This is a genomic window from Micromonospora sp. ZG13 (assembly GCF_059359355.1).
This window is the reverse complement of sequence record NZ_JCADBQ010000004.1, coordinates 351,563-370,805: the sequence shown is the minus strand read 5'-3', so window position 1 is coordinate 370,805 and position 19,243 is coordinate 351,563. Positions and strand designations below refer to the sequence as shown.

Here is a 19,243-nt window from a genome sequence, read left to right as displayed (position 1 = left end):
TCGAGGGGGTTACGCCCCATCCTGACACCTCCGGCGCGTGATCAGCGAGAATCGCTCGACCCGGCCTCGTGTTACCCGCGTGGTACGCTCGCGCCGTGGGCAGCAGGTTCAGCTTCACCGACGAGGCGTTGGCCAACCTGAGGGTCTACGACGTCACGCCCGGGGAAGTCTGGGAGGCGCTGCACAGCACCCGCCGGGTGATCCGGCACCTCGGCGACGACGTGATGGTCGTCTACGCCGCCGCCCGCCGGGGGCGCCGACTGGCCGTGCTGCTCGCCGAGGCCGACGGCACCGACAACGACTGGGACATCCTCTCCGCCCGCGAGCTGAGCGACGTCGAGGCGAAGCGCTACGACGAGGCCGTGCGGAGATCTCGATGAGGAGGCGGTGACGATGAACCGTAACGACGCGACCAAGCAGTTCCACAGCGGCGGTGACCGGCTCGCGGAGCTGATCGACGGGAGCCCCCAGGTGGAGCTGCCCGCCCCCGACACCGACACCCCCATGGTCAGCCGCTCGGTGCGCCTGCCGCTGGAGACGTACGAGCGGGTCCGCGCCGCTGCCGACGCGCGGGGCATCGGGGTCACCACCCTCATGCGGCAGTGGATCGAGGCCGGCCTGGCCGACCTGGACGACTCCGCCACGGTCTCCCTCGCCGACGTCCGGCGGGCCCTGGCCGCCCTCTCCCGGCCGACCGCCGCCTGACCCCGCACCCCCGCTCACGGGGCCCGGTGGAAGCCCGTCTCCCCCGCTTCGCCGTGCCCGAGCGGCGAGGCGGACCTCTCCGGGGCACGGCCCCGGCTGCGTCGCGCGTCGGCGACCGCCACCCCGGCCAGTACGGCGGCGACCAGCGTGAGCGCCCCCATGGGCGGGGCCAGGGCGAGCACCGGCGTCAGCAGGAGCAACGCCAGCAGGCCGCCCATCCGGGACCAGGACACCCGGCCGAAGATCTCGTACTCGAAGCGGGCCCGGGCCGCCAGGAAGAGCGCCGGACCGCCGACGATGAAGACCAGCCAGGCCGGGTCGGCCGGGCCGTACGGGTGGTGGATCACCAGCTCGTAACCGACGGCGGCGCTCAGCACGCCGACGACGATGGGCAGGTGGGTGCCGCCAACGGAGGCGCCGAGCCGCCCGGGTGACCGGGCCACCCGCAGCGCCTCACCGAGCAGGTGGCCCGCCCGGTGGAAGTAGATCCGCCAGAGCAGGGCCGTGGTGACGAAGGCGACCGTGAAGGCGCCGGCCCGGTCGGCGGTGAACTCCGCCCCGCTGTAGGTCAGCCCGATCACCAGGATGGTCTCCCCCAGCGAGATGAGGAAGATCTGCTGGTACCGGTCGGCCAGGTGCTCACCGGCGATCAGCCAGCCGGACGCGCGCGCCGGGCCCAGCCGGGGCAGCGGCCAGCCGAGCCCGAGGCCGATGCCGTCGACCGCCAGCGCGAGCACCCACAGCGGCAGGCGCAGGTGTTCCGGCGCGAGCGCCCCGGCCAGCCACGGCACCGCGCCCGCGACCGCCCAGGCGCCGAGTCGCAGCGGGACCGTGCGGCGCGGGTGGTGGCGCAGCGCCCAGGCCATGACCAGCGGCCGGCCGATCATCACCGCCAGGTACGCGAGCACGAACGACAGGGCCCGTTCCTCGAACGCCCGGGGCAGCGCCACGGCCATCACCATGGCGCCGAACATCGACCCCACCACGACGAACTGGATCACCACCCGTTCCGGCTCGTACCGGCTGGTCACCCAGGCGGTGATCGACCAGAGCAGCCAGAGGGCGAGGAAGAGCGCGCCGGTGCGCACGATCTCGAGGACCAGTTCGCCGAAGGGGGCACCGGCGGCGGCGACCAGGCGCACGGAGACCCGGGTCAACGCGAAGACGAAGACCAGGTCGAAGAAGAGTTCCAGGAAGGTGGCCCGGGGCGAGCTCTCCTCCGGCCGCAGCAGCCGCCCGGCGCGCTCGTCCGTCATCGGCTGCCCGTCGTCACCATCCTGGCTACAACGACCGGCCCGACCCCGCGGTTGCGTCAGCCGCCGACGGTCTTCGCCTTCGCCGCCGCCTTCATCTGCTGCTTGTACTCGCGCACCCGGCGCAGCGAGTCGGCGTCGGTCACGTCGGCCACCGACCGGTGGGCGTCCGCGTCGCCGTAGCCGCCGGCCGCCTCCCGCCAGCCCGCCGGCGTGACCCCGAACCGCTTGCCGAGCAGCGCGAGGAAGATCTGCGCCTTCTGCGCGCCGAAGCCGGGCAGGTCGGCGATGCGGCGCAGCAGCTCCCGGCCGTCGGCGGCGTCGGACCAGAGCTGGGCGGCGTCGCCGCCGTAGCGGTCGACGAGGACCCGGCACACCTCCTGCACCCGGGCCGCCATGGCCTTCGGGAACCGGTGCAGCGCCGGCGGCTGGGCGAACAGGGCGACCAGCGCCTCCGGGTCGTACCCGGCCAGCTCCCGGGCGTCCAGGTCGCGCCCGAGGCGCTGCGCCAGCACGTACGGCGAGGAGAACGCCTTCTCCATCGGCACCTGCTGGTCGAGGACCATGCCGAGCAGCAGCGCCAGCGGGCTGCGCTCCAGCAGCCGGTTGGCCTCCGGGTCGATGGGCAGTGCGAGCGTCATGGCGTCAATGCTGTCACCACGCCGACCGGCCGGTGCCCGGACACGCGCGTTCGCGTACCGCCCACGGGTCGTGGGAGTGGGCCGGAGGATCGCCGGGTGGCCGCGTGCCCGCGCCGCGCACCAGGCAGGATGGCGACGTGGACGGACACGACATGTTGCTCTCCCCCGCCGGCGTCGAGGCGCTGCGGACCGCGCTGACCCGGGCGGGATTCACCTCGAACGGCATCGCCACCCGGCTCGGCGCGCAGGCCACCGGCGGGGTCGCCCGCAACGACTTCCGGGCGGCGCTGCGCGCCACCGAGGACCGCGACCCGCTCGGCACCCTGATCCGCGTGTTCATCTGCGAGCAGACCGAGCCGGAGGCCGCCGTGGCCGCCGCGCTGGCGCCGCTGTCGCTGGACGAGGCGCTCGCCGGGGGCCTGGTCGAGCGGCACGGCGACGGGCTGCGCATGGGCGTGGACCTGGAGCCGTACGGGGACGACTGGTGGGTCCTCGCCGACGTGCCCGCCAGCGCCCGGCCCGGTCGCCCGCTGCACGCCGAGCACGTCCTCGGCATCGGCGGGGCGACGCAGACGCTCATCGGCGCGACCGTACGCCGGCCCGTCGAGACCGCGCTGGACCTGGGCACCGGGTCCGGCGTGCAGGCCCTGCACCTGGCCACCCACGCGGGACGGGTCACCGCCACGGACCTCTCGGCGCGGGCGCTGCGCTTCGCCGCCACCACGGCCGCGCTCAACGGCCAGGACTGGGAGCTGCTCCGCGGCGACCTGGTGGCCCCCGTCGCCGGGCGACGCTTCGACCTGGTGGTGAGCAACCCGCCGTTCGTGGTGGGCCCCGGCACCACCACGCACGTCTACCGCGACTCGGGGCGGGTCGGCGACGCGATCGGCGCCGAACTGGCCGCCGCCGCGCCCGGTCTGCTGACCGAGGGCGGCACCATGCAGTACCTGGCCAACTGGGTGCACGTCGCCGGGGAGGACTGGGCCGAGCGGGTGACCGGCTGGTTCGCCGGCACGGGGCTGGACGCCTGGGTCATCCAGCGTGAGGTGGCCGACCCGATGGCGTACGTCAACCTGTGGCTCACCGACGTGGGCGAGGCGGCCGACCCGCGCCGGATGGCGGACTGGCTGGACTGGTTCGACGCGCACAAGGTGGAGGCGGTCGGCTTCGGCATCGTCTCGCTGCGCCGCTCCGGCCACAACGACCCGGTCCTGCGGGTGGAGGACCTGCGCCAGCGGGTGCAGGCGCCGCTCGGCGACCGGGTCGGCGCGTGGTTCGACCGCCAGGACTGGCTGCGCGACCGCGACACCGACGGGCTGCTCACCGCCCGCTTCCGGGCCGCCGACGGGCTCCAGCTTCGGCAGGAGGCCACGATGGGCGACGAGGGCTGGGCGGTGGACCGGCAGGTGCTGGCCATGCCGCACGGCCTGCGCTGGACCGAGGAGATCGACCCACTGGTCCTGGCCCTGGTCGGCGGGGCCGACGGGCGGCTGCCGCTGCGCGACCAGCTCGCCCTGCTCGCCGCCGCGCACGACGTGGCCCCCGGGGAGCTGGCCGAGGCGGCCGGGCCGATCGTCGCGCACCTCGTCGAGCGCGGTTTCATCGAGCCGGTGGCCGACTGATGCGGGCCGTGGTGCAGACCGTCGGCCGCGCCGGCGTGACGGTCGACGGCGAGGTGGTCGGCGCGATCGACGACGGGCTGCTGGTGCTGCTCGGGGTGACCCACACCGACACCGTCGAGACCGCCCGCACGATGGCCCGCAAGGTGCACGAGCTGCGGATCCTCGACGAGGAGCGGTCCGCGGCGGACACCGGCGCGCCGATCCTGGTGGTCAGCCAGTTCACCCTCTACGGCGACGCCCGCAAGGGTCGCCGTCCGAGCTGGACGGCGGCCGCCCCGGCGGAGGTCGCCGAGCCCCTGGTGACGGCGGTCGTGGAGGCGCTGCGCGCCCGGGGCGCGAAGGTGCAGACCGGCCGCTTCCGCGCCCACATGCTGGTCGAGAGCGTCAACGTCGGCCCCCGTACGGTGCTGCTCGACCTCTGAGCGCCCGCACTCCCGCCTCTCCTCGCCGGCCACGGGGACGACGGCCACAAGGCCCCGTCCCGTCGCCCTCGTGCGCGGCCGGAGAGGTCGGGGCAGGCGTCAGGAGAAGAGACCGCGGCGCTGGAGCGACTGGCGGATCCAGGCGTCGAGCTGGGCGGCCCAGTCGGTGCGCTCGGCGGTGGCGTGGTCGATGGTGAAGCGGCCGAAGGCGTCGCGTCCCTCGGTGAACAGCCCGCCGCGCTTGTCGAGCTCCAGCACCACCTGGATCTGCTGCGGGTCGGTGACGAAGGTGACCTCCAGCTGGTTGATCGCCCCGGCGTACTGCGGCGCCGGGTAGAACTCGATCTCCTGGTAGAAGGGCAGGCTCTGCCGTACGCCGTAGATGTGGCCCCGCTCCACGTCGGCGCGGGCGAACCGGAAGCCCAGCCGCAGGAACGCCTCCAGGATCTTCTGCTGCGACGGCAGCGGGTGCACCGCCACCGCGTCCAGGTCGCCCTTGTCGACCGCGCGGGCCACCTCCAGCTCCGTACGCAGCCCCATCGTCATGCCGTGCAGGTGCTGCCCGTACAGCTCGGTGAGCGGCGTCTCCCACGGCACGGGGAAGCGGAACGGGATGTCGTGGCGCTGCCCCGCGTCGAGCCGGAACGCGCCGGTCACGGCCTGCCGGTGGAACTCCTGCGTGGTCTCGTAGTCGTTGTCGCCGCTCTCCACCTCGACCCGGGTGACCAGGCCCAGGGCGACGTACTCCACGTCGACGGGGTGGTCGCCGCCGGCCACGTGGACGACGCCCTCCAACTGCCCGCCGGGGCGGCAGTTCGGGTTCGCCAGCACGGTTTCCACCGACGGGCCACCCACACCCATCGCCTGCATGAGCCGCTTGAAGACCACGCCAACCTCCTTGACCAGTTCGCTGCGCCGTGTCGCCGGCGACGCCGGCCGTGCCGGCCGACCGCTGGCACGGTAACCGCCTGCGGCAACAACCGCTCGGCGACGAGCCGCGTACGCTGAGCAGGCCATCGACGCGTTTAATGTCGGGTCCCCGATCGCCTCACTCCCGTTTCACGCCCCGCCCGCCAAGCTGTGTGTCACACCGGCACCACTGGGCCGGAACCAACGGCACAGACGTGGACACGGGGAGAACTGAGATGGCCCAACAGATGACGGAGCACCGGACGCGCCCGGCCGGCACCACCGAGGCCGCGAGCGCCACCGACAGCCTGACCGACCTCGACGCCACCGACGAGCGCGGCGTCTCCACGGATCTGGTCCGGGCATACCTGAACGGGATCGGTCGCACGAAGCTGCTGACCGCCGCCCAGGAGGTCGACCTGGCCAAGCGGATCGAGGCCGGCCTGTTCGCCGAGGAGAAACTGGCGACCTGCACCCCCGTCTCGACGGAGCTGCGGGCCGACCTGGAGCTCATCGTCGCGCAGGGTCGGGCCGCGAAGGACCACCTGCTGGAGGCCAACCTGCGCCTGGTGGTCAGCATCGCCAAGCGCTACACCGGCCGCGGCATGGCCTTCCTCGACCTGATCCAGGAGGGCAACCTCGGCCTGATCCGCGCGGTCGAGAAGTTCGACTACGCCAAGGGCTACAAGTTCTCCACGTACGCCACCTGGTGGATCCGGCAGGCGATCACCCGCGCGATGGCCGACCAGGCCCGCACCATCCGCATCCCGGTGCACATGGTCGAGCAGGTCAACCGCATGGTCCGGGCCCGTCGCGAGCTCTCCGTCTCGCTGGGCCGCGAGCCCACCGTCGCCGAGGTCGCCCGGGCCATGGACATCCCGGAGTTCCAGGTGATCGAGCTGATCTCGTACGACCGGGAGCCGGTGAGCCTCGACCAGGCGGTCGGCGAGGACGGCGAGAGCGCGCTCGGCGACTTCGTGGCCGCCGTCGACCCGAGCGCCGAGCCGGGCGACGCCGCCGCGCAGGGCGAGCTGCGCAACGAGGTGAGCATCGTGCTGTCCACCCTCTCCCAGCGGGAGCAGGCCGTGATCCGGCTCCGCTTCGGCCTCGACGACGGCCGGCAGCGCACCCTCGACGAAGTGGGCCGGGAGTTCGGCCTGTCGCGGGAGCGGATCCGGCAGATCGAGAAGGTGACCCTGCTGAAGCTGCGCGCCCCGGAGCGGGCGCAGCGCCTGGAGGCGTACGCCTGCTGACGTCCCTGCGCCACGCGAGGCCCCGGCGGTTCGCCGGGGCCTCGCGTTCGTCCGGCGCGCCGGGACTGTGCTTGCCCCGACGGCGCCGCCGGGATATAAAACCATCTGGTTATTGAACCGGGAGGTTATCGAATCGTGCGCGCCGACCTGCTGGATGCGACCTTCGCGGCGCTGGCCGACCCGACCCGGCGGGCCATCCTGGCCCGCCTGGCGTCCGGCGAGGCCACTGTGACCGAGCTGGCGGCGCCCTTCGCGATGAGCCAACCGGCCGTCTCCAAGCACCTCAGGGTGCTGGAGCGCGCCGGGCTGGTCAGCCGGGGCCGCGACGGCCAGCGTCGCCCGTGCCGCCTGGAGGCCGGCCCGTTGCGGGAGGCCACCGCCTGGCTGGCCGGCTACCGGGACTACTGGGCGGAGAGCTACCAGCGCCTCGACGCACTGCTCGACGACCTCCAGCCCACCGCCCAGAGGGCCGGTGCCCCCGCCGGCACCGGGCGCGACGACACCCCGGACGCCACCCGGTGACCGGCGACGGCGACCCACTGGTGGTCCACGCGCCGGGCGACCGGGAGATCGTGTTGAGCCGGCTGTTCGACGCGCCCGCGCCCCTGCTCTTCGCCGCCTTCACCCGCCCGGAGCTGCTCGTGCGCTGGTACGGCGCGCGCGGCTGGCGGCTGGTCGAGTGCGAGGTGGACCTGCGCGTGGGCGGACGGTGGCGCTTCGTCTCGCAGGGCCCGGGCGGGGAGCGGATGGGTCAGAGCGGGGTGTACCGGGGGATCGACCCGCCCCGGCGACTGGTCCTCACCGAACTCTTCGACGACCAGTCCTATCCGGGCGAGACCCTGATCACCCACGAGTTCGCCGAACTCGTCGGGCGCACCACCGTCACCAGCACGCTGCGCTACGCCACCCCCTCGGGCCGCGACAGGGTGCTGCGCTACCCGATGGCCCGGGGCGTCGGCGAGAGCTTCACCCGCCTCGCCGAGCTGCTGGGCCGGCCAACGACGACAGGAGGAGCGACAGCATGAACTGGACCCTGGAAGTGGTGATCGTGCCGGTCTCCGACGTGGACCGCGCCAAGTCGTTCTACGCCGACCGGCTCGGCTTCGCCGTCGACCACGACACGGTGATCAACGACGACGCGCGGATCGTGCAGCTGACCCCGCCCGGCTCCGGCTGCTCCATCGTGATCGGCAAGGGGGTGGTGCCGGAGATGCCCCCCGGCTCGCTCAAGGGCCTCCAACTCGTCGTGCCCGACCTGCGAAGGGCGCGGGCCGAGCTGGTCGAGCGCGGCGTCGAGGTCAGCGAGATCCAGGTCGTCGGCGAGAACCCCCGCCCGGTGCCCGACCCGCTGGACAACGTCGGGTTCCTCTTCTTCGCCGACCCCGACGGCAACGCCTGGGCGGTGCAGCAGATCTCCGAGCGGGCCTGAGGGCCGCCGCCGGGAGGGCGCCCTGCGCACGCGGCGCGGGGGCGCCCCTCCTCACAGGCGGCGGGGGCCGGTGTCGGGGCGGGCCACGGCGGAGCCGACCCGGACGGTGGCGTGCAGCACCGAGAAGCCGTCGGGGCGGGCGAGCACCGGATTGAGCGTCAGCGCACGCACCCGGGGCTGCTCGTCGGCGAGGCGGCCGACCCGCAGCAGCAGCTCCGCCAGCGCCGCCCGGTCCACCGGCGCCGCGCCCCGGTGCCCGCGCAGCAGCGGCGCCGCCCGGGGCTCGTCGACCAGCTCGGCAGCGTCCAGGTCGGTCAGCGGCACCGCCCGCCAGGCCCGGTCGCCGAGCAGCTCGGTGGCGACGCCACCCAGCCCGAAGCCGACCACCGGGCCGAACGCCGGATCCTCCACCAGCTCGACCACGCAGGCCACACCGGGCGGGACCATCGGCTGCACCAGGACGTCCGCGCCGAACAGCGCCGACATCTCCGCGTACGCGCGGTGGACCGTGGCCGCGTCGGGCAGGTCGAGCCGGACCGCGCCGAGGTCGAGGCGGTGCCGCAGGCCGGGTGCGGCGGCCTTGAGGGCCACCGGGAAACCCAGCCGCGCCGCCGCCTCGGCGGCCTCCCCGGCCGAGCGCGCCGGCACCGACTCGACCACGTCGATCCCGTACGCCGCGAGCAGCCCCGCCGGATCGAGGGCCTCCGGGCGCAGGGCGGCGTGCGCCGCCGAGCGGTCCACCCGGGTCAGCTCCGGCGGCACCCCGGCGGGCCGGCGCAGCCAGTCGGCGTACGCGGCGACCCGGGCGAGGGCGCGCACGGCCTCCTCCACGCTCGGGTACGCGGGCACCCCGGCGGGCGCCCGGCCGACCAGGAACGTCGCCACCGCCGGCTTGCCGGCGGCGAACGCGCTCGGCAGCGCGGCCGTGAAGTCGGCGTCGGTGTCGGTGAGCTGGCCGGGCAGCGGCGGGGCGAACACCACCACCAGGGCGTCCACCTCGTCGTCGGCGCCCGCCTCGGCGAGCGCGGCGGCGAACTCGGCGGCGCCGGCGCGCGGGCCGACGTCGCGCGGATAGCCGGTGGCGACGGTGAGCCCCTGCGCGGCGCAGGCGGTGGCCGCCAACCCCGTCAGCGCCGAGGAGTTGCCGACCACGCCGACGCGCGGCCCGGCGGGCAGCGGCTGGTGGGCCAGCAGCACCCCGACGTCGAGCAGCTCGGCGACGGTGTCCACCCGGATCACGCCCGAGTGGGCGAACAGCGCGGCGACCGCCACCTCGTCCGGGCCTGCCGAGTCGCCCACCCCCGGCGGCCGGGCCGGCGACGCCAGCGCCACGACGGGCTTGTCCCGGCCGATGCGGCGGGCCAGCCGGGCGAACTTGCGCGGGTTGCCGAAGGTCTCCAGGTACAACATGATCACGTCGGTGCCGGGGTCGTCCTGCCAGTACTGGAGCAGGTCGTTGCCCGACACGTCGGCCCGGTTGCCGGCCGAGACGAAACTCGACAGCCCCAGCCCGCGCCGGTCCGCCTCGGCCAGCAGCGCCACCCCGAACGCGCCGGACTGGCTGAAGATGCCCACCCGACCGGGCACCGGCAGCCGGGGGGCGAGGGTGGCGTTGAGGCGTACGGCCGGGTCGGTGTTGGCCACCCCCAGGCAGTTCGGGCCGACCACGCGCATGCCCGCCGCGTGCGCCGCGCGGACCAGCGCGCGCTGCGCGGCCGCGCCCTCCCCGCCGGCCTCGGCGAAGCCCGCCGAGATGACCACCAGGCCGTGCGCGCCCGCGGCGGCCGCGTCGGCGACCACCCTCGTCGCCGCCTCCGGCGGAACCGCCACCACCGCCAGGTCGACCGGCACGCCGGCATCGGCCGCCGAGGGGTACGCGGGCAGCCCGGCGACCGACGCCGCGCTCGGATGCACCGGAACCACCGCGCCGGTGTAGCCGCCGTCGCGCAGGTGCCCGAGCACCGCCGCGCCGACGCCCTGCCCGGTGGCGCTGGCGCCGTAGACGGCGACGCCACGCGGGGCGAGCAGGCGGGCGACGGAGCGGGCCTCGGTGCGGTGCTCCCGGCCGCGCTGCACCTCCAGCGTCGCGTCGGTGGGGGCGATCGGGAAGGTCAGATGGACCACGCCGTCGGCGAACTGCCGCTGGACCTGGTAGCCGAAGTCGGAGAAGACCCGCAGCATCGCGCCGTTGGCCGGGAGCACCTCGGCCACGAAGCTGGCGATGTCGTTGCGGCGGGCCGCGTCGGCCAGGTGCTCCAGCAGCACCGACCCGATGCCCCGGCCCTGGTAGGCGTCCTCGACCACGAACGCCACCTCGGCCTCCGGCGCTTGCGGACCCAGCCGCTCGTAGCGACCGACGGCGACGATCCGCTCGCCGACCAGCACCACGAACGCCTCCCGGTCGCGGTGGTCGACGTTGACGAAGCGTTGCAGGTCCCGCTCCGGGATGCGCGGGTACGGCGAGAAGTAGCGCAGGTAGCGGGTGCGCTCCGAGAAGCGGGAGTGCATCGCCACGACGCCCGGCCCGTCCGACGGGCGGATCGGGCGCAGCTGCACGGTGGTGCCGTCGCTGAGCAGCACGTCCACCGGTTGTTCCACCGTGGTCACCTGTGCGGTCCCTTCCGGCACCGGTTCAGTCGCGTGGGTCGTGCGGGTCGAGCCCGAACAGCGGGAAGGCGGTCTTGCGGGCCGCCGCGATCGCCCGGTCCACCGCGCTCGGCTCCCCCGTCGGCTGCCACGGCTCGTACGCCGGGTCGACGTCGTCGGTCATCCGCAACGGGATCTGCCGGCCCGGCCGGCGCGCGGCGGCCAACTCCCGCCACGCCGGCGGGGTCAGCGTCGCCGGGTCGACCGGATCGCCGGCGGCCACCGCGAGCAGGTGCGTCCAGGCCCGGGGCACCACCTCCACCAGCGCGTACCCGCCGCCGCCGGTGGCCACCCAGCGGCCCTCGCACAACTCGTCGGCGAGCGCCCGCAGGGCCAGGTAGGTGGCGCGCTGCCCGTCCACGGAGAGGTTCAGGTCGGCCAGCGGGTCGAGGCGGTGCCCGTCCGCGCCGCACTGGGTCACCAGCACCTGCGGCCGGAACGCGCGCAGCACCGACGGCACCACCGCGTGGAAGGCGCGCTGCCAGCCGGCGTCGTCCACACCCGGCGGCAGCGGGAGGTTGACGGCGCTGCCCTCGGCGCCCGGCCCGCCCGTCTCGTCGGGGAAGCCGGTGCCCGGGAAGAGCGCCAGCGGTGTCTCGTGCACGCTGACCGTGAGCACCCGCGGGTCGTTCCAGAAGACCTGCTGCACCCCGTCGCCGTGGTGCACGTCCACGTCCACGTACGCGACCCGCTCGGCGCCCAGGTCGAGCAGGCGGGCGATCGCCACCGCCGGGTCGTTGTAGACGCAGAACCCGGCCGCACGGGCCGGCATGGCGTGGTGCAGGCCGCCGGCCACGTTGACCGCCCGCCGGGCCTCGCCCCGCCAGACCGCCTCGGCCGCCGCCACCGTGGCACCCGCCACGAGCGCGCTGGACTCGTGCATCCCCTCGAAGACCGGGTTGTCGGAGGTGCCCAGCCCGAAGCCGGCGAAGAGCGGGTCGCGGGGGGCGGCCTTCACCGCGGCGAGGTAGCGCGGGTCGTGCACCCGGCTCAGCAGCGCGTCGTCGGCCGGCTCCGGCTTGACCAGCCGCACGCCGGGACGGGCGAGGACGCCCAGCTCCCGGGCCAGGGCGAACGTCAGCTCCACCCGTACCGGGTCGAGGGGATGATCCCCCATGTCGTAGGCGAGCAGGGACTCGTCCCACACCACCACCGTGTCGTCGGACATGGCCCCATCGTCGCACGCGCACCCGGGCGTGCCCGGGCACGCGCTGCCCAGCCGCAGGGTGTCGCCCGACGCGGTTCCCCGCTCAGCCGCCGGGTGCCGTCGGTGCCCCCGCTCCTCGCTCAGCCGGTCGGGGTCGGCCCCGTCGCCACCGGGCGGTCCGGGTCGGCGACCCAGTTGCTCCACGACCCGACATACAGTGCCGCGTCCGGCCGGCCGGCCAGGTGCAGCGCGAACACCGCCTGCGCCGCCGTCACCCCCGACCCGCAGTACGCCCCCACCGGCCGGTCCTCGCCCACCCCGGCGGCGGCGAACCGCTCACGCAGCGCCTCCACGGCGGTGAACCGGCCCTCGGCGACGTACTCGCCGGCGGGCAGGTTCACCGCGCCGGGCACGTGCCCGGCGACCGGGTCGATCGGCTCGGTCTCGCCCCGGTAGCGGGGCGCGGCGCGCACGTCGAGCAGGACACCGTCGTCGGCCGCGGCCAGCCGGGCGGCCTCCGCCGCGTCGAGCACCGGCAGCGCGCCGGGACGCACCTCGACGTCGCCCCGCCGCGGCGTCGGCACCGTCGTGCTGACGGGCAGCCCGGCGGCCTGCCACGCCGGGAAGCCGCCGTGCAGCAGCCGTACCGGCCGGTGGCCCGCCCAGCGCAGGGTCCACCAGGCGCGGGCGGCGGCCATGCCGTCGCCGCCGTCGTACACCACCACGGGGTGACCGGCGCGGACGCCGGCGGCCCGCAGCGCCGCCTGGAGGGCGGCGGGGTCGGGCAGCGGGTGGCGGCCGGCGGGGCCGGGCGGGCCGCAGAGCGCGGTGTCCAGGTCGACGAAGACCGCGCCGGGCAGGTGACCGGCGGCATAGTCCTCCCGACCCGACGGGCCGACGAGCCGCCAGCGGACGTCGAGCAGCGTGGGCGGGTCTGCCTGGCCGAGTTCGACCGCGAGCCGACCGGCCTCGACAATGAGATCATCGGAGGCGGGCATGGCGTCCAGTCAACACCATCCCGGCGCGGACCTGGCGGTTCGCCGTGGGTCGTTCGGTGAACGCCGAGGTAGCATCGTTGGCCGGAGGTCCGCTGACGTGAAGCATGATCTGGTCGACACGACCGAGATGTACCTCAAGACCATCCTCGAGCTGGAGGAGGAGGGGGTTCCGCCGCTGCGTGCCCGCATCGCCGAGCGGCTGGGGCAGAGCGGGCCGACCGTCAGCCAGACCGTCGCCCGGATGGAGCGCGACGGCCTGCTGACCGTCGAGGGCGACCGCCACCTGGCGCTGACCCCGCACGGCCGCAGCAACGCGGTCTCCGTGATGCGCAAGCACCGCCTCGCCGAGCTGCTGCTGGTCAACGTGATCGGGATGCCCTACGAGGAGGCCCACGAGGAGGCCTGCCGGTGGGAGCACGTGATGAGCGACGCCGTCGAGAAGCGGGTCTACGACCTGCTCAACCGGCCGACCCGCTCCCCCTACGGCAACCCGATCCCGGGGCTGGACCAGCTGGGCACGCCGGAGCAGACGACCGCCGCCCCGGTCGAGGGCGAGCGCAATCTGGCGTTCCCGGGGCTGTCGGGGCCCGTCGTGGTGCGACGCATCTGCGAGAGCGTGCAGACCGACGCGGACGTGCTCCGGCAACTGCACGCCGCCGGCGTCGACCCGGGCGCGACCGTCACGGTGGCGCAGGAGCGCGACGGGGTGTCGATCGACCGCTCCGGTGACCGCATCAGGTTGCCGCGCGAGATCGCCTCCCGCGTCTTCGTCGCCGCGCACTGATCCGTTCCGGGCACGTCGCCGGCTCGGACCGGACGCAGGGCGCACCCGCACCGGCCGACGCGCGGGCGGCGGCCCGGGCCGGAGTCAGAGCGCCCGGATGTCGAGTTGCCCGGCCAGCGTGACGAGCGCCTCCGTGAGCCGCTCGGCGTCGGCCCTGGCCGTGTCGCGGGCAGTGGCATAGCGCAGGGTGACGAGGCGGGCCTCGACGGCCAGCCAACCCACCTCCGCGACCGGTCCGGCGCCACCCTTGGCCGAGACGGTCCGCCGGTATGCCCGCTGGCCGAGCCCGGGCACCTTGGCCGCCTTCGCCGGCACCACGTCGGCGGTGAAGGTCGCCGCGTCGATCGACGTCCGCGTGACGGTCAGCGTCAGCTCCGGCAGGTCGTCCTGACCCGCGCGCACCACGCAGGTGTGGCTGTCGCCGGTCGCGCTGGCCGCCGCGACGTCGAAGCGGACGCCGGCGTGCTGCTCGATCACGCCGAAGTCCAACAGCCGGCACGCCCCGCCGGAGGAGGCGGCGGCCACGTCGACGGCGACCGGTGCGGGAGGTGGTAGGGCCACCGGCTCGGCCTCCGCGCCGCAGCCGGCCACCAACAGCACCGCCACCCCGGCGCCCAGCATCCGCCCGCGCACGCTCACTCCTCCGCTGTCCACTCCGACGCGTCCGCCGGAAACCGTACGATGTGGCCCGGCCGGGCGGTAGCCCTCGGCCGGACTCCCTCAGTCGTCGACGTACGGGCAGTGTCGGCAGCCGCGCCCGCAGCAGGTGCCGCGCCGGGCCAGGAAACCCGCGCTGAGCACGAAGAGACCGGTGGCCGGGTCGAGGTAGCCCGCCTCGCCGGCGGTCAGGGCGGCGGAGTGCGCGGCGAGGATCCGCTCCCGGTCCGGGTGCTGCGGCGGCAGCCGGGACGGGTGCGGCTCGGTCAGCGGCCGGTCCGCCAGCGGTCGTCGCTCTCCGGTCACCGGCGCAGTCTAGAGACGTGCTCGGCGGCGCCTGCCCCGGGCGGGGCGCCGGGCCACCGCCGGATCCGCAGGTCGCGGCACTGCGGATGGTCGGCCAGGGGGCGCGCGGCCGCCCGTACGGGGATCGGATAACCAGTGGCGTCGATCCGGACGGGGCCGGCAGGCTGACCGGATGGACCACGGACGGGCCGGGCGCCCGCGAGCCGCGTCGAATCCCGCGAGGTCGGCGGCCTCCCCACACCGGTCACCGGCCCGCACCGGAAGCCCGGCGTGACGCAGCAGGCGGCCAGGCCCGCCGCAGGCACCGCCCCGAAACGACCCTCGCTGCTGCGCAGCCGCAACTTCGGGCTGCTCCTGGCCGGGCAGACGGTCAGCGAACTGGGCACCCGGGTCTCCAACGTCGCGGTGCCGCTGCTCGCCGTCGGCACACTCGACGCCAGCGTCTTCCAGGTGGCGCTGCTGACGGCGCTCGCCTGGCTGCCGTACCTCATCTTCTCCCTGCCCGCGGGCATCCTCGCCGACCGCGTCGACCAGCGGCGGCTGATGGTCGCCTGCGACCTTGGCCGGGCTGCGCTGCTGCTGTCGGTGCCGGTGGTCGCCCTGGTCGGTCAGCTCACCCTCGGCTTCCTGTACGCGGTGGTCGGGCTCTCCGGCGTGCTCACCGTCCTGTTCACGGTGGCCCACAAGAGCATGCTGCCGAGACTGGTGCCGCCGGAGCGCCTCGTGGACGCCAACGCGAAGCTCACCGTCGGCCAGGACTCCGCCGAACTCGTCGGCCCGACGATCGGCGGCGTGCTGGTCGGGCTGGTCGGCGCCGCGAGGACGCTCGTCGTCACCGCCGTCGCCTTCGCCGTGAGCGGGTTGACCCTGCTGCTGATCCGGGAGGCGCCGGCCGGGCCCGCGCCACACCGCGAGCGGGTGCCGCTGCGGGTGGAGATGACCGAGGGGCTGGGCTTCATCCGCCGCCAGCCCATCCTGCGCAGCATCCTCGCCTGCACCACCACCTCGAACTTCTTCGTCATGGCGTCCGGCTCGATCGAGGTGGTCTTCCTGCTCAAGGAGCTGCACGCCACGCCGGCGCTGGTCGGGCTGGTCTTCTCGGTCAGCGCCGTGGGCGGCCTGGTCGTCGGCGCGTTCGCCGACCGGTTGACCGCGTGGCTCGGCTCGGCCCGGGTGATCTGGGTGGCGATGGCCGCCCCGGGCCCGCTGTACCTGCTGATGCCCCTGGCGCAGCCCGGCTGGGGCGTGCTGCTCTACGGCATCGGCATGGCCGCGTTCTCCGCCAACGCGGTGCTCTACAACGTGGCCGCCATGACGTACCGGCAGCGGATCACCCCGCCCGCCCTGCTCGGCCGGGTGAACGCGGCGTTCCTCTGGGTCTGCTTCGGCGTGATCCCGGTGGGCGCGCTCACCGGCGGCACCCTCGCCAGCCAGTTCGGGTTGCGGCCGGCGCTGTGGATCTGCGTGCTCGGCACGTGGAGCGCCGCGCTCTTCGTCGTCTTCTCGCCGCTGCGGCGGATGCGGGACATGCCGGCGGCGTGACCGGTCGATGTCAGAACTGGCTCCGGGCGGGGCCCGTCGGCGGCCGACCAGGCCGCACCTCCCGGCCGGGTGACCCCGGGCACCGGGCCGGCCCCGTGCGCACGGAAGCACGTTGGCTTTCCGCTCCGCCCGGCCTATGGTGGCTGCATGTGTTCGACCGGTCAGCAGAGCAGCACCGCCGTCGTGGTGACGGCGGCGCCCGCTGCTGCCTGCCGGTGTGCCCTGCGGGTGAACGTGGCGACCCGGGTGGTGCGATCCGCAGTCGCGCCGTCGTGCGCCGGCTCGGTCGCCTCCCGACTGCCGAGCCCCGCCGGACGTGGCCCTCCGTGAACCGGTTGCAACTCTTGCGAACGGCCACCAGGGCGAAGCTATCCAGCTTCGGCCCTTTTTCTTTTTCCCGAAGGAGCTACGCCATGACCACGCCCACCCAGTCCAGCGAGCAGAAGTGGCTCGACGACCTGCGTACGACACTGACCAACGACTTCGAGGCGCAGACCGTCCGGCTGACGCAGCTCACCGCCGACACCGGCGACCCGGGCGAGGCGCACACCCAGAGCGCGCTGATCGCCGCCACCCGGCAGAGCATCGAGCAGATCAGCGGGGCGCTTCGTCGCCTCGCCGAGGGCCGCTACGGCATCTGCGAGCGGTGTTCCGCCGCGATCCCCCGGGAGCGCCTGGAGGTGCTGCCGCACGCCCGCTTCTGCGTGCCCTGCCAGCAGAAGCAGCACTGACGTACGCGGGGCTGCCGTGCCGGAAGACGGCACGGCAGCCCGGCCGGGTCAGCCGAACCAGGTCATCGCCTGCCCGTGCGAGCGCGTCCAGGCGAGTGGCCGGCCGTCCAACGCGAGCACGTTGTACAGCGCCCCGTCCGGCGGTTCCGGCAACGCGCCGTGGGGCAGCACGTCCGGAGACTCGTTGGAGATCCAGTGGCCGGGCAGGCGGCGTACCGCGTCCGTGAACGCCGCCCGGCGCGGTGCCGGCACCTGGTAGAGCACGGAGGTGTGGAACACCACCAGCGTCGCGCCCGCCGGCGCCCGCGCGGCCAGCGCGGGCAGGTCGTCCACCAGGTCGCCGCGCACGAGCAGCGGCGGCTCGGCCACGGCGACGGCCGCTGCGGCCCGCAGCCGGGCGCGGCGATGTGTGTGCTCCGGCCAGACAAGGGCGTCGAGCCACGCGACGTCCGCCGGCTCGCTCACCCGCAGCGGATTCAGGTCCAGGCCGGCCCGCCACACCACCTCCGGCAGCCGGTCCGGCGGGGCCATATCGGTGGCGGCGCATCCGAAGGCCGGGTCGCCCGCGCCGAGCACGTGGTCGCCGTAGCGGTAGGCGTACCGGTCGGGGTAGAGGCAGAGCCCGGCGGACGCGCCGACCTCCAGCAACGCCAGCGGCTGCGGCAACGCGGCGAGCACGGGCAGCAGTACGGCACACCGCCCGGGCTCGTTCGTCTGGGTCGCGCGGGTGCGCAGTTCCGCCTCGATCGCCGGCCAGTTGGCCAGCGCGAAGTCGCGGAAGGCCGCCGGGCCGTCGACGGGTCCGCCGAGCAGTCGTACGACGCCGAACAGCAGGTTCGGCTGCCGCTTTCCTGGCGGGAGCGCGGCGAGCCGGGCCAGGAGTTCGTCGTCGCGGGAGACGGCGAGGGACAGTCGCTCGTACGTCGGGGAAACGCCGCGCGCCTCACGGGTGCCGAACTCGACGTAGCTCTCGGCGATCGTCATGTTCCGATGATCGCAGCCGACGCCTCACGGTGTTCGCCTCCCGTGACGCGGCTTTCGGCCCGCCGAGATCTCCTCCAGGTGCTGGAGCTGGTGCTGGCGCACCATCGCGTCCCAGGCCTCCTGGTCGTAGTCCGGGTCCGGCGGGATCCACTTGTGGGAGCCGTCGCTGTAGTGGAAGCGCTCGTCGCCGCGCCGGATGACGCTCACCGCACCCACCCCAGGAAGCGCCGGTGCAGCACTCCGGCGGGCACCCAGGTCAGGTCCTCAGCGGCCCAGACCAGGTAGGACCCCATGTAGAGGGAAAGCGACACCGGTGCGCCCTCGAACTCGGCGTGCAGTTCCCTGCGTCGCGTCCCGCACGGCCAAGGGGCGTCGCAGCCGCCGCAGGTCCACAGGGGTAGGACGGGGCCGTGGGTGGTCATGACGCCTCCTCCCCAGGCCAGTGACCTCGGCCTATCGGGGCGCGATGCCGGGCCCGACAGGGCAACTCCGAACCGCATCGACAGAGGCGACGCCACTGGCGCCAGGACCAGACCGGGCGGTGCCGACGGGCCAGAGTGAGCGCCACCGCCAGCAGATAGCCGTCGTACGACACGCGCTTCGGCATGTGACCTCCCGGCGATCCGTCGTCCCGCTGTCACCAGCGGGCTCCGCTACACCACACACCACCTCCTTTAGGGTTGTCAATCTGTAAGTGACAATCGCCAAGAGAATGTCGCACTTACCTTCAGGCCGTGAAGCGACCGCGCTTGTACGGGCCTGGCGAGTTGGCCGCCCTGTTCGGCGTGTCGCGTCAGCGGGTTCTACAAATCACCCGTAGGCCTGGATTCCCGGAACCCATCGCCCGCTTGATCGGGACGACCGTCTGGGACGCGGACGAGGTGGACGAGTGGGCCCGGCACAATCGCCCGCCCCGCCCGACCGACGGCGACGAGGACCGCTGACGAGACGCCGCCCGCGGACACGGCGACGTCCAGGCACATCGCGAAGGTAGCTGGCGCCGACGTCGCGACAACCGCGATCCTGGGTTCCGGCCGTGATGCTGCGAACGAGTCCTCCGCCGTCGTTGCCGATGTCCTGCTTGGTGCCGACCGCATCTGTCACGTTCCCGTCGAGGCGCAGTGAATCCAGATCGGCGCGCTAACCCCTCGGGGCCAGGAAGACAGGCGTCCAGCAACGACCATGGTGGGCCGGCAGATACCTGCCGGCCCACC

22 protein-coding genes are annotated in these 19,243 nt (G+C 74.4%); 11 read left to right on the top strand and 11 right to left on the bottom strand.

The genetic code is table 11. The features are described 5' to 3' along the window. Positions 1-95 precede the first annotated feature (95 nt). Positions 96-380: a hypothetical protein gene (locus AC5L34_RS12160; RefSeq protein WP_231925747.1), complete on the top strand. Its 285-nt coding sequence runs from the start codon at positions 96-98 to the stop codon at positions 378-380. A gap of 13 nt (positions 381-393) precedes the next feature. Further along, positions 394-705 carry a hypothetical protein gene (locus AC5L34_RS12155; RefSeq protein ID WP_101414717.1) on the top strand — a complete coding sequence of 104 codons (312 nt, stop codon included), beginning with the start codon at positions 394-396 and terminating at the stop codon, positions 703-705. A 14-nt stretch (positions 706-719) separates the two neighbouring features. On the opposite strand, the gene AC5L34_RS12150 is transcribed toward AC5L34_RS12155, so the two are convergent. Together AC5L34_RS12150 and AC5L34_RS12145 are read right to left on the bottom strand one after the other, a co-directional pair. Further along, positions 720-1,961, bottom strand: a complete 1,242-nt coding sequence (locus tag AC5L34_RS12150; protein ID WP_441175242.1) for a low temperature requirement protein A — start codon at positions 1,959-1,961, stop codon at positions 720-722. Positions 1,962-2,017: 56 nt separating this feature from the next. Beyond that, entirely contained in the window at positions 2,018-2,599 is a 582-nt protein-coding gene (locus AC5L34_RS12145; RefSeq protein WP_494824888.1) for an HhH-GPD-type base excision DNA repair protein, read from the bottom strand. Positions 2,600-2,736: 137 nt separating this feature from the next. Here AC5L34_RS12145 and AC5L34_RS12140 point away from each other — a divergent pair, with 137 nt between their 5' ends. Together AC5L34_RS12140 and dtd are read left to right on the top strand one after the other, a co-directional pair. Continuing rightward, positions 2,737-4,221: a DUF7782 domain-containing protein gene (locus AC5L34_RS12140; protein WP_494824886.1), complete on the top strand. Its 1,485-nt coding sequence runs from the start codon at positions 2,737-2,739 to the stop codon at positions 4,219-4,221. Beyond that, the gene (gene dtd, locus AC5L34_RS12135) at positions 4,221-4,643 is read left to right on the top strand and encodes a D-aminoacyl-tRNA deacylase (RefSeq protein WP_089001400.1); all 423 of its coding nucleotides are present in this window, start codon (positions 4,221-4,223) and stop codon (positions 4,641-4,643) included. The genes AC5L34_RS12140 and dtd overlap by 1 nt, the downstream gene beginning before the upstream one ends. Positions 4,644-4,742: 99 nt before the next feature. On the opposite strand, the gene AC5L34_RS12130 is transcribed toward dtd, so the two are convergent. Beyond that, the gene (locus AC5L34_RS12130) at positions 4,743-5,531 is read right to left on the bottom strand and encodes a sporulation protein (RefSeq protein ID WP_101414713.1); all 789 of its coding nucleotides are present in this window, start codon (positions 5,529-5,531) and stop codon (positions 4,743-4,745) included. A 257-nt stretch (positions 5,532-5,788) separates the two neighbouring features. Between AC5L34_RS12130 and sigB the strand changes: the two genes are divergently transcribed. From sigB to AC5L34_RS12110, 4 genes are all read left to right on the top strand, one after another. Next, entirely contained in the window at positions 5,789-6,805 is a 1,017-nt protein-coding gene (gene sigB, locus AC5L34_RS12125; RefSeq protein WP_441175244.1) for an RNA polymerase sigma factor SigB, read from the top strand. A 111-nt stretch (positions 6,806-6,916) separates the two neighbouring features. Beyond that, on the top strand, positions 6,917-7,327 hold the full coding sequence (locus AC5L34_RS12120) for an ArsR/SmtB family transcription factor (RefSeq protein WP_441175483.1): 411 nt from the start codon (positions 6,917-6,919) through the stop codon (positions 7,325-7,327). Further along, positions 7,324-7,830, top strand: a complete 507-nt coding sequence (locus tag AC5L34_RS12115; RefSeq protein WP_494824883.1) for an SRPBCC family protein — start codon at positions 7,324-7,326, stop codon at positions 7,828-7,830. Before AC5L34_RS12120 ends, AC5L34_RS12115 begins: the two co-directional genes overlap by 4 nt. Continuing rightward, positions 7,827-8,234, top strand: a complete 408-nt coding sequence (locus tag AC5L34_RS12110; RefSeq protein WP_494824881.1) for a VOC family protein — start codon at positions 7,827-7,829, stop codon at positions 8,232-8,234. The genes AC5L34_RS12115 and AC5L34_RS12110 overlap by 4 nt, the downstream gene beginning before the upstream one ends. A gap of 51 nt (positions 8,235-8,285) precedes the next feature. Here the strand turns inward: AC5L34_RS12110 and AC5L34_RS12105 are convergent, their stop codons facing one another. The 3 genes from AC5L34_RS12105 to AC5L34_RS12095 form a co-directional block, all read right to left on the bottom strand. Then, on the bottom strand, positions 8,286-10,841 hold the full coding sequence (locus AC5L34_RS12105; RefSeq protein ID WP_441175247.1) for a bifunctional acetate--CoA ligase family protein/GNAT family N-acetyltransferase: 2,556 nt from the start codon (positions 10,839-10,841) through the stop codon (positions 8,286-8,288). A 25-nt stretch (positions 10,842-10,866) separates the two neighbouring features. After that, positions 10,867-12,048, bottom strand: coding sequence for an acetoin utilization protein AcuC (locus AC5L34_RS12100; RefSeq protein ID WP_441175248.1), 1,182 nt, complete (start codon positions 12,046-12,048; stop codon positions 10,867-10,869). A gap of 119 nt (positions 12,049-12,167) precedes the next feature. Then, on the bottom strand, positions 12,168-13,025 hold the full coding sequence (locus AC5L34_RS12095; protein WP_494824878.1) for a sulfurtransferase: 858 nt from the start codon (positions 13,023-13,025) through the stop codon (positions 12,168-12,170). Between the two features lie 97 nt (positions 13,026-13,122). Here AC5L34_RS12095 and AC5L34_RS12090 point away from each other — a divergent pair, with 97 nt between their 5' ends. Further along, positions 13,123-13,809, top strand: coding sequence for an iron-dependent transcriptional repressor DtxR (locus AC5L34_RS12090; RefSeq protein WP_441175250.1), 687 nt, complete (start codon positions 13,123-13,125; stop codon positions 13,807-13,809). An 84-nt stretch (positions 13,810-13,893) separates the two neighbouring features. Here AC5L34_RS12090 and AC5L34_RS12085 read toward each other — a convergent pair whose 3' ends face one another. Together AC5L34_RS12085 and AC5L34_RS12080 are read right to left on the bottom strand one after the other, a co-directional pair. Further along, positions 13,894-14,442 (bottom strand): hypothetical protein, encoded by a 549-nt coding sequence (locus AC5L34_RS12085; RefSeq protein WP_494824875.1) that lies wholly within the window; start codon positions 14,440-14,442, stop codon positions 13,894-13,896. Positions 14,443-14,529: 87 nt separating this feature from the next. Further along, positions 14,530-14,772 (bottom strand): C1orf53 family protein, encoded by a 243-nt coding sequence (locus AC5L34_RS12080; RefSeq protein ID WP_441175252.1) that lies wholly within the window; start codon positions 14,770-14,772, stop codon positions 14,530-14,532. Between the two features lie 270 nt (positions 14,773-15,042). Between AC5L34_RS12080 and AC5L34_RS12075 the strand changes: the two genes are divergently transcribed. Together AC5L34_RS12075 and AC5L34_RS12070 are read left to right on the top strand one after the other, a co-directional pair. Next, the gene (locus AC5L34_RS12075; RefSeq protein ID WP_494824873.1) at positions 15,043-16,314 is read left to right on the top strand and encodes an MFS transporter; all 1,272 of its coding nucleotides are present in this window, start codon (positions 15,043-15,045) and stop codon (positions 16,312-16,314) included. A gap of 413 nt (positions 16,315-16,727) precedes the next feature. After that, positions 16,728-17,045, top strand: a complete 318-nt coding sequence (locus AC5L34_RS12070) for a TraR/DksA family transcriptional regulator (protein WP_089001412.1) — start codon at positions 16,728-16,730, stop codon at positions 17,043-17,045. Between the two features lie 48 nt (positions 17,046-17,093). Here AC5L34_RS12070 and AC5L34_RS12065 read toward each other — a convergent pair whose 3' ends face one another. The 3 genes from AC5L34_RS12065 to AC5L34_RS12055 are packed head-to-tail and all read right to left on the bottom strand — an operon-like array spanning position 17,094 to position 18,451. After that, a complete protein-coding gene (locus tag AC5L34_RS12065) occupies positions 17,094-18,029 on the bottom strand; it encodes a DUF2332 domain-containing protein (RefSeq protein ID WP_494824871.1) in 936 nt (311 codons plus the stop codon). A 24-nt stretch (positions 18,030-18,053) separates the two neighbouring features. After that, positions 18,054-18,236 (bottom strand): hypothetical protein, encoded by a 183-nt coding sequence (locus AC5L34_RS12060; protein ID WP_494824869.1) that lies wholly within the window; start codon positions 18,234-18,236, stop codon positions 18,054-18,056. Next, complete coding sequence (locus AC5L34_RS12055) at positions 18,233-18,451, bottom strand: hypothetical protein (RefSeq protein ID WP_494824867.1); 219 nt, start codon at positions 18,449-18,451, stop codon at positions 18,233-18,235. Before AC5L34_RS12055 ends, AC5L34_RS12060 begins: the two co-directional genes overlap by 4 nt. Positions 18,452-19,243: the final 792 nt, after the last annotated feature.